General features: G+C 70.8%; 16 protein-coding genes. 6 read left to right on the top strand and 10 right to left on the bottom strand.

Annotated elements, in window-relative coordinates; all coding sequences use genetic code 11:
* Positions 1-59 precede the first annotated feature (59 nt).
* Positions 60-1,265: a 3-oxoadipyl-CoA thiolase gene (gene pcaF / locus HQN59_RS07130; RefSeq protein ID WP_176067591.1), complete on the top strand. Its 1,206-nt coding sequence runs from the start codon at positions 60-62 to the stop codon at positions 1,263-1,265.
* 22 nt (positions 1,266-1,287) lie between these two features.
* Here the strand turns inward: pcaF and HQN59_RS07125 are convergent, their stop codons facing one another.
* The 5 genes from HQN59_RS07125 to HQN59_RS07105 all read right to left on the bottom strand — a co-directional run bounded on the left by HQN59_RS07125 (position 1,288) and on the right by HQN59_RS07105 (position 8,396).
* Positions 1,288-3,579 (bottom strand): sensor histidine kinase, YfiR-like protein-associated, encoded by a 2,292-nt coding sequence (locus HQN59_RS07125; RefSeq protein ID WP_176067589.1) that lies wholly within the window; start codon positions 3,577-3,579, stop codon positions 1,288-1,290.
* Positions 3,576-4,112 (bottom strand): TOL_0243 family YfiR-like periplasmic protein, encoded by a 537-nt coding sequence (locus HQN59_RS07120; RefSeq protein ID WP_176067587.1) that lies wholly within the window; start codon positions 4,110-4,112, stop codon positions 3,576-3,578. Before HQN59_RS07120 ends, HQN59_RS07125 begins: the two co-directional genes overlap by 4 nt.
* Before the next feature lie 46 nt (positions 4,113-4,158).
* Positions 4,159-4,890 carry a TonB-dependent receptor domain-containing protein gene (locus HQN59_RS07115; protein ID WP_176067585.1) on the bottom strand — a complete coding sequence of 244 codons (732 nt, stop codon included), beginning with the start codon at positions 4,888-4,890 and terminating at the stop codon, positions 4,159-4,161.
* Entirely contained in the window at positions 4,857-6,098 is a 1,242-nt protein-coding gene (locus HQN59_RS07110; protein WP_176067583.1) for a TonB-dependent receptor plug domain-containing protein, read from the bottom strand. Before HQN59_RS07110 ends, HQN59_RS07115 begins: the two co-directional genes overlap by 34 nt.
* A gap of 81 nt (positions 6,099-6,179) precedes the next feature.
* Positions 6,180-8,396, bottom strand: a complete 2,217-nt coding sequence (locus HQN59_RS07105) for a response regulator (protein WP_176067581.1) — start codon at positions 8,394-8,396, stop codon at positions 6,180-6,182.
* A 177-nt stretch (positions 8,397-8,573) separates the two neighbouring features.
* Here HQN59_RS07105 and HQN59_RS07100 point away from each other — a divergent pair, with 177 nt between their 5' ends.
* Positions 8,574-8,975, top strand: a complete 402-nt coding sequence (locus HQN59_RS07100; RefSeq protein ID WP_176067579.1) for a hypothetical protein — start codon at positions 8,574-8,576, stop codon at positions 8,973-8,975.
* 79 nt (positions 8,976-9,054) lie between these two features.
* Here HQN59_RS07100 and HQN59_RS07095 read toward each other — a convergent pair whose 3' ends face one another.
* Both HQN59_RS07095 and HQN59_RS07090 read right to left on the bottom strand, forming a co-directional pair.
* Positions 9,055-11,400, bottom strand: a complete 2,346-nt coding sequence (locus tag HQN59_RS07095; RefSeq protein ID WP_176067577.1) for a diguanylate cyclase domain-containing protein — start codon at positions 11,398-11,400, stop codon at positions 9,055-9,057.
* Positions 11,401-11,511: 111 nt separating this feature from the next.
* A complete protein-coding gene (locus tag HQN59_RS07090; RefSeq protein WP_176067570.1) occupies positions 11,512-12,144 on the bottom strand; it encodes a glutathione S-transferase family protein in 633 nt (210 codons plus the stop codon).
* A 158-nt stretch (positions 12,145-12,302) separates the two neighbouring features.
* Between HQN59_RS07090 and HQN59_RS07085 the strand changes: the two genes are divergently transcribed.
* Entirely contained in the window at positions 12,303-12,695 is a 393-nt protein-coding gene (locus HQN59_RS07085) for a TraR/DksA family transcriptional regulator (protein ID WP_176067568.1), read from the top strand.
* 123 nt (positions 12,696-12,818) lie between these two features.
* On the top strand, positions 12,819-13,034 hold the full coding sequence (locus HQN59_RS07080; RefSeq protein WP_176067535.1) for a hypothetical protein: 216 nt from the start codon (positions 12,819-12,821) through the stop codon (positions 13,032-13,034).
* Between the two features lie 374 nt (positions 13,035-13,408).
* On the opposite strand, the gene HQN59_RS07075 is transcribed toward HQN59_RS07080, so the two are convergent.
* Positions 13,409-15,277: an ATP-binding protein gene (locus HQN59_RS07075; protein WP_176067567.1), complete on the bottom strand. Its 1,869-nt coding sequence runs from the start codon at positions 15,275-15,277 to the stop codon at positions 13,409-13,411.
* A 147-nt stretch (positions 15,278-15,424) separates the two neighbouring features.
* On the opposite strand from HQN59_RS07075, the gene HQN59_RS07070 reads away from it, so the two are divergent.
* On the top strand, positions 15,425-16,048 hold the full coding sequence (locus HQN59_RS07070; protein WP_176067565.1) for an N-acyl amino acid synthase FeeM domain-containing protein: 624 nt from the start codon (positions 15,425-15,427) through the stop codon (positions 16,046-16,048).
* 30 nt (positions 16,049-16,078) lie between these two features.
* Positions 16,079-16,660: an EAL domain-containing protein gene (locus HQN59_RS07065; RefSeq protein WP_176067564.1), complete on the top strand. Its 582-nt coding sequence runs from the start codon at positions 16,079-16,081 to the stop codon at positions 16,658-16,660.
* 28 nt (positions 16,661-16,688) lie between these two features.
* On the opposite strand, the gene HQN59_RS07060 is transcribed toward HQN59_RS07065, so the two are convergent.
* On the bottom strand, positions 16,689-17,837 hold the full coding sequence (locus HQN59_RS07060; protein ID WP_176067562.1) for a GGDEF domain-containing protein: 1,149 nt from the start codon (positions 17,835-17,837) through the stop codon (positions 16,689-16,691).
* 45 nt (positions 17,838-17,882) lie between these two features.
* Entirely contained in the window at positions 17,883-19,796 is a 1,914-nt protein-coding gene (gene glmS, locus HQN59_RS07055) for a glutamine--fructose-6-phosphate transaminase (isomerizing) (protein ID WP_176067561.1), read from the bottom strand.
* Positions 19,797-19,905 lie beyond the last annotated feature (109 nt).

Raw genomic sequence — 19,905 nt, 5'->3', positions numbered from 1 at the left:
CGGCCCTTGGCCGCCCGCCACCCAGCGGCGCCGCACGCCAGGCGCCCGAGGAGACCCCGATGACCCGAGACGCCTACATCTGCGACGCCATCCGCACGCCCTTCGGCCGCTACGGCGGTGCGCTCGCATCGGTGCGAACCGATGACCTGGGCGCGATCCCGCTGCGCGCGCTGATGACGCGCAACCCCGAGGTCGACTGGGCCGCCGTCAGCGACGTGATCTTCGGCTGCGCCAACCAGGCCGGCGAGGACAACCGCAACGTCGCCCACATGTCGTCGCTGCTCGCCGGGCTGCCGATCGAGGTGCCGGGGTCGACCGTGAACCGCCTCTGCGGCTCCGGCATGGACGCGACCGGCAGCGCGGCGCGCGCGATCCGCTGCGGCGAGGCCGACCTCATGATCGCCGGCGGCGTCGAGAGCATGAGCCGCGCGCCCTTCGTGATGCCCAAGGCCGAGACCGCGTTCGCGCGCAGCAACGCGGTGTACGACACCACCATCGGCTGGCGCTTCGTCAACAAGCTCATGAAGGAGCGCTTCGGGGTCGACTCGATGCCGGAGACCGCCGAGAACGTCGCGACCGATTTCAAGATCGAGCGCGAGGCGCAGGACCGCATGGCGCTCGCCTCGCAGCAGAAGGCGATCGCGGCGCAGAAGGCGGGCCACTTCGATGCCGAGATCACGCCGGTCACGATCGCGCAGAAGAAGGGCGACCCGATCGTCGTCGCCAAGGACGAGCATCCGCGCGACACCAGCCTCGAGGCGCTCGCCAAGCTGAAGGGCGTGGTGCGCCCCGACGGCACGGTGACCGCCGGCAACTCGTCGGGCGTCAACGACGGCGCCTGCGCGCTGCTGCTGGCGAGCGAGGACGCGGCGGTGCGCCATGGCCTCAAGCCCAAGGCGCGCGTGGTCGGCATGGCGACCGCTGGCGTGCCGCCGCGCATCATGGGCTTCGGCCCGGCGCCGGCGACGCGCAAGGTGCTCGCGCTCACCGGTCTCACGCTCGACCAGATGGACGTGATCGAGCTCAACGAAGCGTTCGCGGCGCAGGGCCTGGCGGTGCTGCGCGACCTCGGCGTTGCCGACGACGACGCGCGCGTCAACCCGTGGGGCGGCGCGATCGCGCTCGGCCACCCGCTCGGTGCCAGCGGCGCCCGTCTGATCACGACGGCCGTCAACCAGCTGCAGCGCGGCGGCGGCCGTTACGCGCTCTGCACGATGTGCATCGGCGTCGGCCAGGGCATCGCGATGGTGATCGAGCGCGTCTGACGCGATTCGGGCAACGCCCGGCTCAGCCGCCGCCCGGCGGCGCTTCGCCGCCTTCGAGGCGGCGCGCGTGCGCGTCGAGAAACTCGATCAGTTCGCGCGGCGCGACCGGCTTGACCATGTGACGGTTGAAGCCCGCGTCAGCGGTGCGCTCGCGGTCGGCCTGCTGGCCGAAGCCGGTCACCGCGACCATCAGGAGGTCGCGCGCCGTTTCGCTGGCCCGCACCCGCCGCGCCAGCTCGTAGCCGTTGAGGCCCGGCATGCCGATGTCGAAGAGCGCCACGTCGAACGGCTGGCTGGTCGCGGCTTCGAGCGCCGCGTGGCCGTCGTGGACGATGCTGACCTTGTGCCCGAGGGAGCCGAGCACGTCGCCAAGGCTGGTGGCGAGGTCGAGGTTGTCGTCGGCGATCAGCACGCGCAGACCGCCCGCGGGCGCGCGGCGGCGCTCGGCGGCAGCCCGCGCGGCTGATCCGGAGGACGCGACAGCCGACCGCGGGGCCGCGCGGGTGGCGGTCGGTCCGGGCGCCGGGCCGCCGGCGGCGGCGCGAGCATCCGAGCTGGCGGCGATGAGCGCGGCGGGCGCTGCAGCGATCGGCATGGGCTCGCGCTGCGGCGAAGCCGCCGGCGTCGCGTTCCGCGTATTAGCGGCGGACGTCGGCGCGCTCGGCGGTGGCGGCGCCGCGGTCGCCGGAGCGGCCGGTTTCGTCGCGTCCCCGGCCGCGTGCGCAGCCTGGGTCGGCGCCGGCGCTGTCGCCGCCCCCGCCGCGCCTGGACCGGCAGCCCCCGCGACCCCGCGGCTCGGCACCGACGGCAGGGCCGCCGCGAGCGGCGTGCGCTGAGCGACGCGCCGGTGCGCGTCGCTCAGCCGTCGCGCCACCGCCGGGGCCTGCGCCGGCGCCGCGATCAGCGGCAGCGTGATCGTGAACTCCGAGCCCTGCCCGATGCCGGCGCTCTTCACGCCGATGGTGCCGCCGTGCAACTCGACCAGCTTGCGGGCGAGCGTGAGGCCCACGCCCAGGCCGGCACGACCGCGCTCGATCGACGGATCGGCCTGCACGAACATCTCGAAGATGCCGCCCTGCAGCGCCGGGTCGATGCCGACGCCGTTGTCGCTCACCGACACCACCGCGCGACCGTCGTCGGCACGCGCCGCGAGCACGACGCGGCCGTTCGGATCGGTGTACTTGGCCGCGTTGTTGAGCAGGTTGACGAACACCTGGGCGAGCCGCGTCGCGTCGGCCTCGACCCAGACCGGCTGCTCGGGCAGCTGCGTGACGAGCGTGTGGCCGCGCTCGCGCATCACCGGATCGACCACCTCGATCGCGTCGCGCAGCACGTCGCGCAGGTCGTGCGGGTCGCGCCGCAGCTCGAGTCGGTCGGTGGTGATCCGCGACACGTCGAGCAGGTCTTCGATCAATCGCACCATCTGCTGCAGCTGGCGGCCCATGATGTTGCGCGCGCGCTCCTGCACATCGGGTTCGGTGCGCGGGTCGCGCAGCAGCTCGAGGCCGTTGAGCAGCGGGGCCAGCGGGTTGCGCAGCTCGTGCGCGAGCATCGCCAGGAACTCGTCCTTGCGCCGGTCCGCGAGGCGCAGCGCGTCCTCGGCGCGCCGGCGCTGGCCGATCTCGGTCGACAGACTCGCCAGCATGTCGTTGAACGCGTCGACCAGAACGCCCATCTCGTCGTCGCTCTGGCGCGGCACCTTGAGGTCGAAGTCGCGCCGCTGCACGACATCGCGCGCGGTTTGCGCGACCGCGAGGATCGGCTCGGTCACGCCGTGCTGCAGGCGGCTGAAGATCAGTGCGGCCAGCGCCATGCTCGCCAGGGTGACGGCAGCGAGGATGGCCAGGTAGTCGACGATGCGCCCGCCGACGTCGTGGTGCGCGACCAGCACCACCGTGCCGAGACGCTCGGAGCCGTGCATCACCGGCTGTACCAGCGTCAGGCGGTCGCCCTCGAAGTCCGAGCCCGTCGGCTTCGATGCCAGCGTCGGCGGGGGCGCCGCGTGCGCCTCGGCGCTGGCGTAACTGGCGAAGCGCTCGCCGCTCGCCCGGTACACCGCTGCGGACTCGATCTGCGGGCGCAGGCGCAGCAACGCGAGGTTTTCGGACGCGGCCGCCGCGTCATTGAAGGTGAGCGCGGCGCCGACCGAATTGGCGACCAGTTCGGCCTGCGTGGTGAGGTCGTTGACCCAGGCGTCGCGATACGAGCGCAGTTCGTAGAGCAGCAGGGACGCCGCGCTGACGAGCAGCGCGACCGCGGTCGTGGTCATCACGACCACGGTGATCTTGCGACGCAGCGACCCGCGCCGCTTCATGGCGAGCCCACCACGCGTTGCGCGAGCGCGAGCAGGCGCGAGCTGACGCGCAGCCCCGAATGCTCGATGGCGACGATCGATGCCTCGAAGCGCAGGCGGTTCTGCACCAGCACGAAGTTGAGCGCGGCGCCGGATTCGAGGGCCTGGGCGCGATCGCTCACCAGGAGGATCGGCCGGCCCTGCACACGCTGCTGCCACGGCGCGGCGGACAGCGCGGCGCCGCCGACGAACAGCACGTGGATGCCTTCGAGCGGGTCGAGCGGCGCCAGCTTCTTGGCGACGATCGCGCGGCCCGGCTGCGGCGGGCCCTGCAGCAGGCGTGCGAGCTCGGCGTAGACCGCCTCGGCGCCGACGACGCCGAACACGATCGGCGCGTCGGCGCCGGCAAACGCACTGTCGGGCCATTCGACGTAGCGCGCGAACTTGTGCAGGTAGGCTGCCTTGAGCTCGTCGGCGCCGGCCGCGATCGGCTGCGGCCACGCGATCACCGGTACCGCGACCAGCACGGCGGCGGCGACCGCGATCCGAAGCAATCTCAGACGCGGAGCTCGGGCGGCTGGCATGGTCGGCGCGTACGACTCAGGGCATCTGCCAGCGCAACGCCAGCATGAACGCACGCGGGATCTCGGTGGTGTAGGGGTCGCTGCGGAATTCGACGTGCCCGGGGTCGAACGCGTTGCGCACCGCGACCGAGAGATCGAGCGTCGGCGTCACGTGCCAGGCCGCGCGGAAGTCGACCGCGGTATAGGCCGGCACGCGCGGCTGCGGCAGCGCGCCGACGCGACGCACCGCCGCCTCGATCTCGCCGGCGCTGCCGATGCGATGGCTCGAGCGCAGCGTCCACTGGTACTTCGGATCGTTGCCGAGCCCGGCCGGCCCCGCCGCGTCGTTGCTGCCGTCGACTGCGCGCAGGCGCTTGCTGAGCAGCAGCAGGCCGCCGCGCAGGCGCCAGTCGCGCGCCGCCTGCCACTGCGCCGACGCCTCGATTCCGCGCACCTGACCGCGGATGCGGTTCTCGATGCGGGCGACACCGAACGCGTCGGTCTCGAGGCTGCGCAGGCGCCGGTAGTCGTGCAGGAACGCGGTCGCGTCCCAGCTCGTGGCGGTGGTCCATTGTCCGCGGTAGCCGAGTTCGACGACGTTGGCGACTTCGGAGCGGAAGTCCGGTCCGCCCGCGAGCACGTAGGGGGCCTCGGTCGGGAACACGATCTCGCGATCGAGGCGCGCCGGCGAGCGCACCGCGCGCGAGACGCCGCCCCAGATCAGGTCGCGCGGCGTCACGTTCCAGGCGAGCTTGGCACTCGGCAGCACCTCCCATCCGCTGTAGGGATTGCGCTCGAGGCGCGTGCCGAGTTGAGTTCGACCGCGGGAGCGAGCCGGATCTGGTCCTGCGCGAACACCGACAGCCACTGCTCGGTGCGGCCGGCCGGCACGAACGCGAAGTAGACGCCCGGCTCGGAGTGATCGCGGCCGCGCCGGTAGCCGGCGCCGAACAGCCAGCGATGCGCGCCGGTCTGCAGCCGCCCTTTCGCCTCGACGTCGAACAGGTTGGCGCGTTCCTGCAGCACGAACCGGTCGACCCGGTTGCTGCGGTCGAGGTAGGCCTGCACCTCGACGTCGGCCTTCTCGCCGAGGCGCCGCGTCCAGCGCCCGAGCACGTTGTAGCCCGAGAGGCGGATCGCGCCGAACTCGGGCCGCTCGTCGCTGTGGCCGCGGTAGGCGTCGCCCTGCAGCGTGACGACGTCGTCGCCGAAACGGGTGTCGGTGCGAAAGCCGACCTGCGTGCGGCCCCAGCCGTCGTGGGCATCGCCGCCGCCGGCCAGATCGAACGCGTCGCGCTCGAAGCGCTTGGCGTAGACGCGGGCGCTGCTCGACTCGCCGAGCACGAAGCCATAGCGCGCGGCGACGGTGCGCTCGCTGTTGCCCGCGATCACCTTGCCGACCGCGCCCTGGGTGTCGTCGGCCGGCTTCGTGATGATGTTGATGACGCCGTTGACCGCGTTGGTGCCCCAGGCCGCGCCGCCCGGGCCGCTGACCACCTCGATCTGCTCGATGTCCTCGATGAGCACGTCCTGCGCTTCCCAGAACACACCGGAGAACAGCGGCGAGTAGATGGTGCGGCCGTCGATCATGACGAGGAGCTTGTTGGCAATGCTCGAGCCGAACCCGCGCGCCGTGATCGAGTACTGGCTCGCGTTCAGCGCCGCCACCTGCAGCGTCGGCACCAGGCGCAGCGCCTCCGGGAGCGTGGTCACGCCGGCACGCCGAAGGTCGTCGCCGGTGACCACCTGCACCGACGCGGCTGCGCCGGCCAGCGACTCGGGCCGGCGCGACACCGAGGTCACGACCACGTCGGTGAGCTCCTCGAGGCTGAGGTCGGCATAGCCGCGCGTCGACGCCGGCTGCCCGGCGGCCTGGCCGGCGAGCAACGCGAGAGCGCTTCCCAGCAGCGCGGCGCACGCCGATGCCGCGCCGGCACGCAGCGCGCGTCGCGGCTCGATGAAGGCAAGGTCAGCCACGGCAGTCTTTCTCGTTCGGACAGGCACCCCGCGCAGCGGCGCCGGGCGTGGCCCGACGCCGCCGTCGCGATGCGCCCGCGCCTATTCGGCCGCCTTGCCGGAGGCGGCGTTGCGTTCGACCCGGCGCAGCGCGGCCAGCAGCATTTCCGGCGCGCAGGGCTTGCGCAGCACCTCGAAGCCGTGCGCATCCTGGATGCGAGCGGCATAACCCGTGATGAGGATGATCGGCAATCCCGGCACGTTGGCCTGCAGATAGCGGGCAAAACTGATGCCGTTCATGCCGCCCGGCATGACCACGTCCGAGAGCACGAGGTCGAAGCGCTTGTCGCCGGCATCGATCAGCTCGATCGCCTCTTCCGCACTCGACGCGCGGGTGACCGCGTAGCCGAACAGCGTCAGCAGCGTCTCCGTGGCCTGCCCGAGCTCGGCGTTGTCCTCGACCAGCAGCAGCTCGCGGTTCTGCGGCACCTCGGCGCCTTCGGGCGCGTTGTCGGATGGCTCGGCAGCGCTGGGTTCGGCGCCGCTCACCGGCAGCAGCAGCAGGATCGTCGTGCCGGCCGGCGATGACGCGAGGATGCGCGCGGTGCCGCCGGCCTGCGTGCAGAAGCCGTGGATCTGGCTGAGCCCGAGCCCGGTGCCCTGCCCCAGCCCCTTGGTCGTGAAGAACGGGTCGAAGACGCGATCGCGGATCTCGGGTGCGATGCCGCTGCCGGTGTCGGACACCGCGATCACGACGTACTGACCCGGCGCGAGGCCCTTTGCTTCCTCGTCGGTCGCGTTGCGCGCGACGACGATGAACTCGCCGCCGTCGGGCATCGCGTCACGCGAATTGACGGCAAGGTTGATCAGCGCGAGCTCGAGTTCGGACGGGTCGGCCTGGATCGTCCGCGTCGACGGCTCGACGCGCATCGACACCTTGATCATCGAGCCGAGCGCGGTCTTGAGGATCTCGGAAAGCGACGGCAGGAAGGTCGCGAGATTGATCACCTCGGGCCGCACCACGTTCCAGCGCGCGAAGCGCAGCAGATGACCGGTGAGGCGGCGACCGACGTCGATGGCGCGCGCGATCGCGGCCCACTGCGCGCTGTTGTCGGAGCCGGGCGGCCGACGCTCGAGCACGTAGGCGCTGTTGTCGATCACCGCGAGCAGGTTGTTGACGTCGTGGGCGACGCCGCCGGTGAGCTGGCCGAGCGCTTCGAGACGCTGGCTCTGCGAGAGCTGCTTCTGCGCATCGCGGGTCAGGTTGGTCGCGGCGGTGACCTTCTCCTCGAGCTCGATGCGCGAACGCGCGATGGCCTGGCTCGCCTGCGCGAGCGCGGCGCTCACGGTGTCGGCTTCGGCAAGACCGGTCTTCTCGGCCTCGACCACCTCGCCTGCTTCGACGCGACGCGCCTGGTCGCGCAGGCGGTAGATCGGGCGCGAGATGCGCCGCGCGACGAACACCGCGCCACCGATCGCCGCCAGGATGAGCAGCAGTGCGCCGGCGGCGGTTTCGCCCAGCGAGCGGCGCAGGTTGTTGCCGTACGCCGCGCGCGGCACCGAGATGACGAAGGCCCAGCCGTAGATCGTCGACTTGCTGAAGAACGCCATGCTCGGCACGCCTTCGAGCGTGACCGATTCGAAGAAGCCGCTCGCGCTCGCCTTCATGCGCGACTGCAGGTTGTTGCTCGACGGCAGCCCGACCCAGCGCTGCGGATCGGGCCGCCGCGCGACGATGAGGCCGGTGCTGTCGATGATCGCGGCGTTCCAGCCGGCAGGCAGCTTCTGCTCGTCGATGAGGCGCTGCATCTCGGCCGGCCGCACGGTGAGGCCGACGTTGAGCGGCGCGCTGCCGTTGCGGATCACCGGCACCTGCATCGACGCCGCGAGCTCGCCGTTGATGCGCCCGGTGGCCAGGCCGCTGAGCAGCGGCTTGTCGGTCGCGAACGGATAGAGCGGCGGCTGACCGGGCACTCGCTGCGGCAGCGGCTCACCAAGCGGACGCCGCGAATTGATGAGCTGCTGATCGGGAGTCGAAAGGACGATCCAGCCGTCGATGCCCTGCGTCGCGCGCTGGGCCTGCGCGTAGAAGTTGGCGAGGTCAGCCGGCGCGAGGTTCGGCGCCGCATCGAGATACGGCGACTCGGACAACATGCGCGCGATCGTCTCGCGGCGTGCGAGCTCGCGTTCGATTACCAGCGACAGCGCGCGCGTGGTGTCGCGCAGCCCCTGTTCGAGCGTCGCGGTCTCGCTGGCGTACGTTCTTCCGATGATCCACAGCGATGCCAACAGCCCCGGCAGCGCAATGGCGAGGGCCAACACAACCAGCCTGAGACGCAAAGACAAGAAAGAACCCCTCCACCGTGGAACCCGCGGAGGATAGCGACGAACCGGAAGTCGCCTTGTAGGTCAATGCCTACTCATGATGGCTGCAGCCCGAATTCACCGGCTCGATGCGGCACACTGAACTCTTACGACCGAGTTGGGAAGCACCCCATGGCACAGAGCAGCATTCTTGGCGGCGTGCGCGCGCCGACGCAGGCCAGCGGCCGCGACACCGATACGCTCGGTCCGAGCGACACCTCGGACAGCGGCGCCGACATCCAGGGCGAAGGTCGCCTGACCACGGAGCCCGACGAAGGGCCGCTGGGCGGCGCGACGCCCAGCGTGCTCGGCACCGACTCCGATTCCGGCGGCACCGGTGAGCGTGCGTCCGCCGTGCCGGACGGATCGCGGGTCGGCGCGGATATCGGTGCCGATCGCATCGATGGTCCGACCGATGCGCAGGACCTCGCCGACGTCTCGATCGACGACCTCGACGCCGAGGGCATCGACGAGCTCGCCACCGACGACGACACCGCCGGCGGCGACGCCGACGAGGAAGACGAGGACGCCTGAGCCTGCGCTCCGACGCTGCCGGGCACGTGCCCGCGGCGTCGATGCGCGCCGCATGCCGAAGCGGCGATGACGCGCGCGTTCAGTGCGTGGTGTCGTCGAGCCCCGCGGGCAGCGTGACGCGGGTGCCGCTCATCGTGATGCCGCTCGGGCGGCCGCGCGGGCCGGTGCGCATGAAGACGCTGCGGTTGCGGCCCGCACCCTTGGCTTCGTAGAGCCCTTCGTCGGCGCGCGCGAGCAGCTCGGCTGCCGTGATCGGCGGCCCGTCGTGGAACGCGATGCCGATGCTCGCGGTGATCGACAGGTCCCCGGCATCGAGCGCGATCGGCCGGTCGAACTGGCGCAGCACGGTGACGGCGAGCCGTTGCACCTCGTCGGCCTCGTGCAGGCCCTCGAGAATCACCACGAACTCGTCGCCGGCGAAACGTGCCACCACGTCGGTCTTGCGCACCACTGCCTGCAGGCGCGCCGCGACCTCCTTCAGCACGGCGTCGCCCGCCGGGTGCCCGAAGGTGTCGTTGATGCGCTTGAAGTAGTCGATGTCGAGGAACATCAACGCGATCGCGTCGCCGCTGCGATCGGCGCGCGCGAGCGCGTCGGCCAGGGTCTCGTTGAAGTGGGCACGGTTCGACAGACCCGTCAGCGCGTCGACGCGAGCCAGCGCGAACAGCTGGCGCTCGACGCTCTTCATCGCCGTCACGTCACCGCTCAGCGTGTAGATGCCGATGGTCCGACCATCCGCGTCGACGTCGGGCACGTAGACGTTGTGCAGGCAGCGCTCGCGCCCGTCGCGGCGCCAGGTCAGCTCGAACTCGATGCGCTCGCCAGCGAGCGCGCGCTGGATGTGGTCGGAGCGCTGCGCGTAGAGCGCGGGCCCGACCACATCGGCCACCTTGCGCCCCAAGGCAGCCGACACCTCGATGCCGGTCCACTGCTTGAACGTCGCATTGAGAAAGCGGATGCGCTCGTCGGCGTCGATGTACGAGATCAGCACCGGCAGGTTGTCGGTGATCGCCTGCAGGCGCCGCTCGCTCGCGGTGCGCTCGAGCTCCGCCCGCTTGGCCTCGGTGATGTCCATCGACATGGAATAGAAGCCGACGACCCGGCCATCGGCCGCGAAGTCGGGCACGTAGTCGACCCGCAGGTAGAGGTCGAGCCCGCGTTCGGTGGCGTGGCGCTCGTACGAGCAGGCCTCGCCGGCGAGCGCCGACGCGATGTGCGGCTGCACCTCGTGGTAGAGCGGGCCGAACACCTCGGCCATGGTTCGACCCACGAGGCGCTGCGGGTTCAGCTTGAAGAAGCCGCGGTAGGTCGCGTTGGCAAAGCGGTAGCGCTCGTCGCTGTCGATGTAGGCCACCAGCGCCGGCAGGTTGTCGGTGATCATGCGAATGCGGCGGTCGTGCTCCTCGCGCTCCCTGCGCGCACGCGCTTCGAGCGCGGCGAACTCGCGGCGCCGCCGCTGCAGGAGCGCCAGCACGCCGGCACTGCCAACGCCCACCAGCACCAGGATCGCCACGAGTGCGTTGCGCTGCTCGCGCCAGGCGGCGAACACGGCGTCGGACCCGCGGCTCACCTGGATCACGAGCGGCGGATCGAGCGGCCGGGCCTCGCGCTGCAGCGTGCGCGACGCGACAATGCGGGCGTCGCCATTGCTCATCGAGACGCCGCTCAGCAGCGTTGCCGCCTCGCCGCTTTCGCGATGGCGCATGAAGAACGAGCCCGGGCGCCGCAGGTCGTTGCCGGCGAGTGCCGATACGGGAATCGTCATGAAGACGACGCCGTTGCCGTGTACCAGTGTGGTCCGCATGTCGTCGGCGTAGAGCACCGATCGCATCACGACATCGAAGTAGGCCGGATCGAGGCTCGCGGTCACCGCGCCGGCGAACGCGCCGTGCTCGTCGCGCAGCGTCCGCGTCAGCGCCACGAGCCAACTGCCGTCGACGGTGCGGAACGGCGGCGACAGGTGCAGGAGGTCGCGCCCGGCATGTTCGCGCGCCTCGGTGAAGTAGGCGCGCTCGGCGACCCGCCCGCCGACGAACTCGGGCCGGCTCGCAGCGGTGACGACGCCGTCGCGGTCGATCACCAGCAGCGTGCGCAGGCCGGGCAGCGCGTCGGTCACGGCGACCACGTGGCGGACCAGCATCAGCGGCGAATCCTTGAGCTCGCCGCCCTGCTCGAGGTGCTCGCGCACGCCGAGCAGCGCCTCGTCGATGCCGTCGATCTGCTGGCGCATGTTGTCGGCGACGACGCGCGCCTGCACCTGCAGGCGGTCGCCCTCGCGGCGCTCGATGTCGCGCCGCGAGTGCAGCAGGACGAGCGCGGCGATCACGACGACCAGCAGCGCGACGGTCCCGAACCACACCCACGCCAGGGCCGCACCCGGCAGGCGTGGCGATGCACGCGCGAGATCGTCGCTGGGTTCGCTCATCCCGGCATGCTAGAAGCCTCGCCCGGCGCCGATCGCCGCAAGTGAGGCGCAGTCGCGTACCAGTTATCGGCTTGCCCGTTCTCCTGCCCGCGTGCCGCGCGCCCCCGAACGCTACGCGCGGGCGCGGTAGGTGCCTGAGCCGTGCGGCGCGGCGCGGAATTCGGCGAGCGCCTCGGCCGCCTCCGACAGCGCCTGCAACGCCGGGTGCGCCGCCGCGTCGACGACGTCGGGAACGCTGCGCTGCGTGAACTGCCAGGCGACCGCGCTGGTGATCGCCGCCTGGTCGATGCCCTCGACCCTCGGCGGCACCCGCGCGAGCTCGGCCTCGAGCGCATCGTAGGCGGCGTGCAGCTGGCCGGTGACCCGCGCGAGCCAGGGCTCGTGACGGCGCTCGGCCGGCCGCGTCTGGTGCTCGTACACGATCTGCACGCTCTTTTCGCAGGCCGCGAGCGCGAGGCCGATCACGCGCAGGCTCTGGCGCAGCGCGGCAGGCTCGGCGGGCATCAGGCTGCGGCCCGGCGCGGCGAGGGTCTCGGCGTACTGAAGGATCAGCGTCGAGTCCATCAGCACGGTGCCGTCGTCGCAGACGAGCGTCGGCGCCTTGACGACCGGGTTGATCGCGCGAAACTCGTCGAAGGTGCGGAACACCGACACCGACCGATGCTCGAACGCGAGCCCGAGTCGTTGCAGGGAGATCGCGACGCGCCGCACGTAGGGCGAATCGAGCATGCCGATGAGTTGCATGAGAGCCTTTCGGAGTTCGCGGGCGCTCGCTCGGCATCACTCGGGGCTGCGGTGCGGCCGTCCGTCGGAGCCGTCGTGCGGGCGGACGATTCTGCCGCCTCGGGCCGCCGGCATGCGCCTTGCCGGCCGTCGAGGGTCGATGGTCATCAGGAGAATGCATGCCACTCCACGACGAGCAGATCCAGCGTTTGCGAGCCCGCCTGGAGCAGCGCGCAAGCGAGCTGCGTGACGAACTCGACGCGTCGAAGGAAGCCGACGCGTCCGAGACCCAGCAACCGCACAACCAGGTCGAGGACCTTGCCGAGCGCGGCGAGCAGATCACGCGCGAGATCGTGACCGACGGCGAGCGCGAGCGCGACTTCCGCGAGCTGCGCGAGGTTCAGCTCGCGCTCGGTCGCATCTCGGCGGGCGGCTACGGCATCTGCGTCGACTGCGGCGTCGACATCCCGACGGCGCGTCTCGAGGCGCAGCCGTGGGCGGCCCGCTGCATCGAGTGCCAGACCCGCTTCGAGGCCGAAGGCGGGCAGCCGCCGCTCGGCGCGCCGGGCTGAGCGCCCCCGGGCACAGTCATTGCCGCTCCACGCCGTCGCCGACCGTACGTCGGCCAAGCCGGCCACGGCACGCCACCGCCGCATGCGCGAGGCGCGCCACCGATCCATCCGAAGGGGAACGCCATGCCGAACACGAGCAACGACCGCACCGCAGACCAGCCGGGGAACGCGCAGTCGACCGGCGCGCCGATGAGCCCCGGCGACGAGGCACCCGACGGCACGCCCGGAACGGGACACGACGTCTGCCCGGCCTGCGGCGGCAGCGGCAAGGTCGGCGGCGCGACCTGCAGCGAGTGCAACGGAACCGGCGAGGTCAACGTCGGCATCGGCGGCGCGTGAGCGCGCGCTGAACGACGTCTCGCGTGCCGCTCGCCGCGGCACACGCCATCCCTCGCGTGAGTGCTCGAGCGCCGCGCGGCCCACGCCGCGAGGTCGCCACCTCCATCCCGTCGCCGACCCGCCTCGTGTGCTGACGGGCTGACACGACCCGCGCGCGTTCGTCGAGCGCGGCGCCCTGCCGAGCACCTCGTCACGCTACGAACGCACGACTTCGTCCGTGTGCCGACCCGAGGTCGACACGAGTCGAACGCTTTCACCTGCGTGGCATGCCCGCCTCAGCGGGCGACGTGCGCGTGGGTGCGGCACGGAAGTGCCAACTAGTACCTTGCCGATCCCCGGCGTTCCAATACATTGGCTCCGGGAAGGCTGAACCGTCAAAGCGCTCCGATATCTGTCTCGCAGGCCGTTCCTAGGTACTTGCCAAGGACTTCGGCCAAGGGATCATGCAGAACCGGTTTGCTGACGTAGTCGTCCATGCCATGCGCGAGGCACAGGTCGCGATCGCCGGTCAGCGCATGGGCGGTGAGCGCGACGACGGGCGTGCGCGGACGCTTCTGCTCGGCTTCGATCTGGCGCAACCGGAGCGTCGCCTGATAGCCGTCGAGGATCGGCATCTCGCAGTCCATCAGCACGAGGTCGAAGCGGTCGTCGCGGAACAGGTCGAGCCCGCGTTGACCGTCGAGCGCGTGCGTCACCGAGAGGCCGAGGTTCTGCAGGATGGCCATCGCGATGTACGCGTTGACGTGGTTGTCCTCGACGAGCAGCACGCGACCGCTGAGCTGTCCGGTCGTCGCACGCTCGCCCGGCTCGGCGACCTCGGGCGACGCGGCGACTTCGGGGCTGCTCTCGCACGGCACCACGAGGCGCAGCGTGAAGGTCGAGCCACGCCCGAGTTCGCTCACCACCGAAAGGTCACCACCCATGAGTTCGGCCAGTTGCTTCGAGATCGCCAGCCCCAGCCCGGTACCGGCGTAGACCCGGTTGGTCCCCGCATTGACCTGATGGAACGGATCGAAGATCTGCGACAGGCTCCCGGCCGGTATCCCGATGCCGCTGTCGGCCACCGACACGGTGAGCTGCGCGCGACCCGGTTCGACGAGACTCGCGCTGGCGCGCACGTGCACGAAGCCTTCGTGGGTGAACTTGACGGCGTTGCCGATCAGGTTGAGCAGGATGCTGCGGAGCTTGCCTTCGTCGGTAACGAGGTGACGCAGCGTCGCCGGCATGCCGTCGGTCTCGACCAGCAGCGCCACGCCCTTCATCGCGGCGTTGGCCTGGAACACGTCGAACGCGCAGGCCACCGTCACGCGCGGATCGAACGGCGCGGCATGCACCTCGTCCTTGCGCGAGTCGAGCTTCGAAAGGTCGAGGATCTCGTTGAGGATGTGCAGCAGGCTTTCGGCCGAGCGCTTGGCCACGCTCATCAGCTCCGTGCGCTGCGACTGCGTCGACGCACGCGACAGCAGATCGAGCGTGCCGAGGATGCCGTTCATCGGCGTGCGGATCTCGTGGCTCATGTTGGCCAGGAACGCCGACTTCGCGCGGTTGGCCGATTCGGCACGCGCGATCGCGCGGCGCAGCTCCGCGACGTTCTGCTTGCGCTTGGTCTGCAGGAACAACCGGCGCTCGCGGCCCAGCACCAGCTTGTAGAGCGCGAAGCAGGCGAAGTTCGCGGCCAGCACGTGCACGACCATGCGCGACAGGAGGGTCACACCGCCGTCGCCGAGCAGTCCGAAGCCGACCGACAGCGAGACGTTGAACGCGGCGAGCAGCAGCGTGTTGACCACCATCAGCCGCATGAAGCCGAAGATGATGATCGTGATGAGCACGCTGGCCGACGTGATCGTCCAGTACAGCATCGACGGCAGGTCGACCTGACGCGAGCTGAACGCGATGAAGTGCGTCACGCACGCGGCGATGACGATCAGGCCCGACGCGAACTTGGCGTAGTGACGGCGGAACGTCGACTCGCGCTTCTTCGTGAACAACGCGAATGCCACCAGCGCGGCCGAGAGCACGACCCGCACCGGCTGGGGCATCTCGGTGATGCCCTTGCCGTTCCAGAACTCGATCAGCGCGAACGAGAAGATGCACGCGGCGGCGAGCACCGAGGAGACGAACACGAAGCGCAGTCCGACCGACCGGTACGTCTGGATGAATTCGCGCTCGATCTCACGGTTCGTGAACACGCGGGCGACGTGGAGCCGAATGAAGCGATTGAAGGTCGTGCCGAACATGGCCATGGGCGGGGAGTTGCGGAGTCCTCGAACGGGGACGCCGAGTGATCTATGGGTTTTTCGGACCAGGAAGGATTGATCTTGAGCGAGTGTTTAGTGGAGGAACGTCCATATTCCTCGTGCGCAACCACGACGCAGGGACTGCCGTTCGAGGTGAGCATCGTCACCACCGCGAGCGAGCTCGAGGAGGCGGTGGCAGTGCGCTCGAGCGCCTACGAACGTCACAACGCTCCGGGCGCCGCCAAGCTGCGCGAGGCGGAGGCTGACGACAGCCGGCCCGACGTGGTCGTGCTGATCGCACGCCAGAAGCTGGACGGGCGGGCGATCGGCACGATCCGGGTTCAGCCCAACTTCGCCGAGCCGATGAAGTTCGAGCGCTCGGCGCCGTTGCCGGCGCACCTGAAGGGGCGCCGCGGCGCGGAGCTGATGCGCCTGGGCGTTGCCAATGGCACGCCCGGCCGCATGGTTACGGCGGCGCTCGCTAAAGCCAGCTATCTAATCTGCCGAAAGAGTGGTGTCGAGCACATCTACGTCGCCGGGCGTCGTCCGGTCGACGCTATCTACCGCTCCTACCAATTTGACGACCTACTCGATGGCAGAAAAGTTGAGCTCAGTTATGCGCCGGGGGCGCTGCACAGCATCCTGTGCCTGCCGGTCCGGGATGCCGAGGAGCGATGGCGCACGCGCAATTTCGGGCTGTACAGTTTCATGGTCCTCACGCACCACGCGGACATCGCGCTCGACGACCAGGAGATCCACCGCCGCCTGGGATCGTGATGTCGCGACGGCCTCGGAGGCACGTCGGCCATGAGCACCTCCGTCGTCGAAGAACGCTCGCTGATCCGCCTGGTGCGCTGCAACGCGCCGGCCTGGGGCAGCGCCGCGTATGAAGTGCGCGGCTTCGCGCTCGCCGGTGCGACACGCCTGCGCCCCACGATGAAGTGGCTGCGCGAGAGCCTGCCGGGCGACACCGCGTTCGTGCTGATCAACGCGCCGGGCGGCCTGCTGGCCGAGGACGTCGGCGAGATCGCCGAATGCGCGGCCGACGCCGGCATCGTCGACAAGCTCGCGGTCGCGGTCACCGAACCCGGCGCACGCAGCGCGAGCCTGTTCGAGGCGTTCGAGCGCCACCGCGTGAGCGTCGTGCTCGACCGGGTCGGGCCGCAGACCCGCTTCGGCGATCTCGGCCGTCATCCGCTGCAAGGCATCCGCCTCGAGCCCGATTTCCTGTGCGGCTGCGAAGGCGACCCCGCGCTCGCGTCGGTGCTCGACGGCATCGTCTGCGTGGCACGCAACCTGGGGCTCGTGACCATCGCAACCGGCGTGCCGGCCCCGCTCGCCGAGCACTTTCTGCCCGAAGTCGGTATCGACTACGTCGCGGTGCGCTGAGCGCCGCGCGGCCGACGCCGAGCCGCGCTCAGGCGGCCATGACGCGGTCGCGTCCAGCCGCCTTGGCGGCATAGAGCGCGCGATCGGCGGCGGCGGCGGCCCGCGACCAGTCGGCGAGCGCGCTGCACGCTTCGGACACGCCGATGCTGATCGTGCAGCGAGCCGTCGTGCGGCCGTCGGCCGCGACGGTCGAGAGCGCGGCGACCGCGCTGCGCAGCCGTTCCGCGAGCGACAACGCCGTGGCCGCATCGGCGGCCGCGCAGCACACCACGAACTCCTCGCCACCCAGGCGCGCCACGATGTCGTTCGGCCGCACTCCGCGCGCCAGCACGCCGGCGACCGCGCGCAGCACCTGATCGCCGCTCGCGTGACCCAGCGTGTCGTTGATGCGCTTGAAGTGGTCGATGTCGAGCGCGAGCAGCCGCAGCGGCTGCGCGCCACGCGCGCCGAAATGGCGCCTGAGCGCGTCGTCCAGACCGGTGCGGTTGAGCAGCCGCGTCAGCGCGTCGCGCGTCGCCAGCTCCGACAGCTGACCGTTCAGACGCGCGAACAGCAACCACAGCAGGATCATCGCGAGCAGCACCGTGCCGAGCGACGAGTAGGCGTAGTAGAGCTGCGCCGGGATGCCCCGGTAGATCACGTCGACGCCCGCGGCCGCGATGTGCAGGCCGCGCGTCGCCGAGGCAAGCCCCTGCGAGCCTGCGAGGATCGTCAGCACGAGGAGCGGCCGCTGCAGGCCCGGCTCGGCGCCGCGGCGGGCCGTCGCCGCGATCGCTGCGACCCACAGGTGCGCAATGCCGAGCCCGAGGTTGATCACCGCGAAGCGACCGACCGCGCCCGCGCCGAGCACCGCGAGCGTCTGCAACGCGGCAAAGCCGAGCAGCAGCGCCAGCCCGGCGCGCGGCGAAAGCGGCTCGCTCCCGAAGAACTGGCGCAGGCCCGCCGTGAGCAGCAGCATCGCGCCGATCATCGCAATGTCGCTGAGCTGCCCCCAGGCAGGCGGCGCGTCGAGCCCGGCCGCCAGTCGGCCGACGAAGGCGGCGCCGAACAGCAGTCCGCACAAGCCCCAGAGCTGGATGCCGCAGCGTTCGGGCAGCTGCCGGCCCACGACCAGGAAAAGCCCGCCGGAGCACGTGAGATGCGTGGCGAGAACCAGGATGACGGTCGCGGGATCCATGGCGGCGGCGCCGCCGTTATAGCCGACGGACGGTCGGCGCCTCGCCTACTCGACGGTGACGCTCTTGGCCAGGTTGCGCGGCTTGTCGACGTCGGTGCCGCGTGCGCAGGCGGTGTGATACGCGAGCAGCTGCAGCGGGATCACGTGGAGGATGGGCGAGAGCGCGCCGTAGTGCTCCGGCATGCGGATCACGCGGATGCCGTCGCCCGAATGGATGCGGGTGTCGGCGTCGGCGAACACGAACAGCTCGCCGCCGCGCGCGCGCACTTCCTGCAGGTTGCTCTCGAGCTTCTGGAGCAGCGCGTCGTTCGGTGCGATCGCGACCACCGGCATCTGCGCCGTCACCAGCGCGAGCGGGCCGTGCTTGAGCTCGCCGGCGGGGTACGCCTCGGCGTGGATGTAGCTGATCTCCTTCAGCTTGAGCGCGCCTTCCAGCGCGATCGGGTAGTGCATGCCGCGGCCGAGGAAGAGCGCGTTCTCCTTGCGCGCGAACTCGTCGGCCCAGGCGATGATATGCGGCTCGAGCGCGAGCACCGCCTGCACCGCGACCGGCAGGTGGCGCAGCGCCTGCAGGTGGCGCGCCTCCGCCGCGTCGTCGAGGTGGCCGCGCGTCTTCGCGAGCGCCAGCGTCAGCAGGAACAGGCCCACCAGCTGCGTCGTGAACGCCTTGGTCGACGCGACGCCGATCTCGACGCCGGCGCGCGTGATGTACGCGAGCGCGCATTCGCGCACCATCGCGCTCGTCGCGACGTTGCAAATCGTCAGCGTGTCGTTCATGCCGAGCGAGCGCGCGTGCTTCAGCGCGGCCAGCGTGTCGGCCGTCTCGCCGCTCTGCGAGATGGTGACGACCAGCGTGCGCGGGTTCGGCACGCTGTCGCGGTAGCGGTACTCGCTCGCGATCTCGACCTGGGTCGGGATCCTGGCGATGCTTTCGAGCCAGTACTTGGCGACCGAGCCGCTGTAGTAGCTGGTGCCGCAGGCGAGGATCAGCACCGAGTCGATGCGATCGAACACGCGGTGCGCCGCGTCGCCGAACAGGTCGGGCGCGACGCCGGCGACCGCGTCGAGCGTGTCGGCGATCGCCTTCGGTTGCTCGAAGATCTCCTTCTGCATGTAGTGGCGGTACGGGCCGAGCTCGGCCGCACCGGTGTGCGCGACCACGGTGCGCACCGGGCGCTCGATGCGGCGCCAGCGGCCGTCGCTCTCGGCGTGCAGCAGCCAGTACTTGCCCAGCTGCAGGTCGGCGACGTCGCCGTCGTCGAGGTAGACGATCTGGTCGGTGACGCCGGCGAGCGCCATCGCGTCCGAGGCCAGGAAGGTCTCGGCGCCGCGGCCGAAGTCGCCGACCGTCACGCCGAGCACCAGCGGCGAGCCGTGGCGCGCGCCGACCACCCGGTGCGGCTCGTCGCGGCAGAACACCGCGATCGCGTACGCGCCGCGCAGCTGCGGGATCGCCTGCTGCACCGCCTCGAGCAGGTCGCCGGTGTAGTGGTGGTCCACCAGGTGCGCGATCACCTCGGTGTCGGTTTGCGTGACGAATTCGTAGCCCTTGGCGGTCAGCGCCGCGCGCAGCTCGTCGTGGTTCTCGATGATCCCGTTATGGACCAGACCGACCCGGCCCACCGCGCTGATGCCCGACGCCTCGCCCGCGTCCTGACCGGCGTCGGCGCGCGCGCGCCGTGGCCCCGGCGAGAAGTGCGGGTGCGCGTTGTGGACCAACGGCGCGCCGTGGGTGGCCCAGCGCGTGTGCGCGATGCCGGTGCCACCGGCGAGCCGGTCGGTGTCGGCGCTCGCCTGCAGTTCGGTGACGCGCGCCGTGCTGCGCGCGCGCCGCAGCTCGCCGTCCTGGTGCAGCGCGATGCCGCACGAGTCGTAGCCGCGGTACTCGAGACGCCGCAGGCCCTCGATGAGGATCGGCACGATGTTCCGGGTGCTGACGCCGGCAACGATTCCGCACATGGCAGGCCTTCTGAGCGTGGGGGAGCGGCACTGTAGAACGGCGCACGTGAAAAAGGGTTGCGACATCCTTGGGAAAATGAACGAAAATGCCAACTTCCCCATGAACTGC

The sequence above is a fragment of the Rhizobacter koreensis genome, assembly GCF_013366375.1.
Lineage (GTDB): Bacteria > Pseudomonadota > Gammaproteobacteria > Burkholderiales > Burkholderiaceae_C > Schlegelella_A > Schlegelella_A koreensis.
The sequence above is the reverse complement of the archived record's forward strand: the minus strand, read 5'-3'. Positions and strand labels throughout refer to the sequence as shown.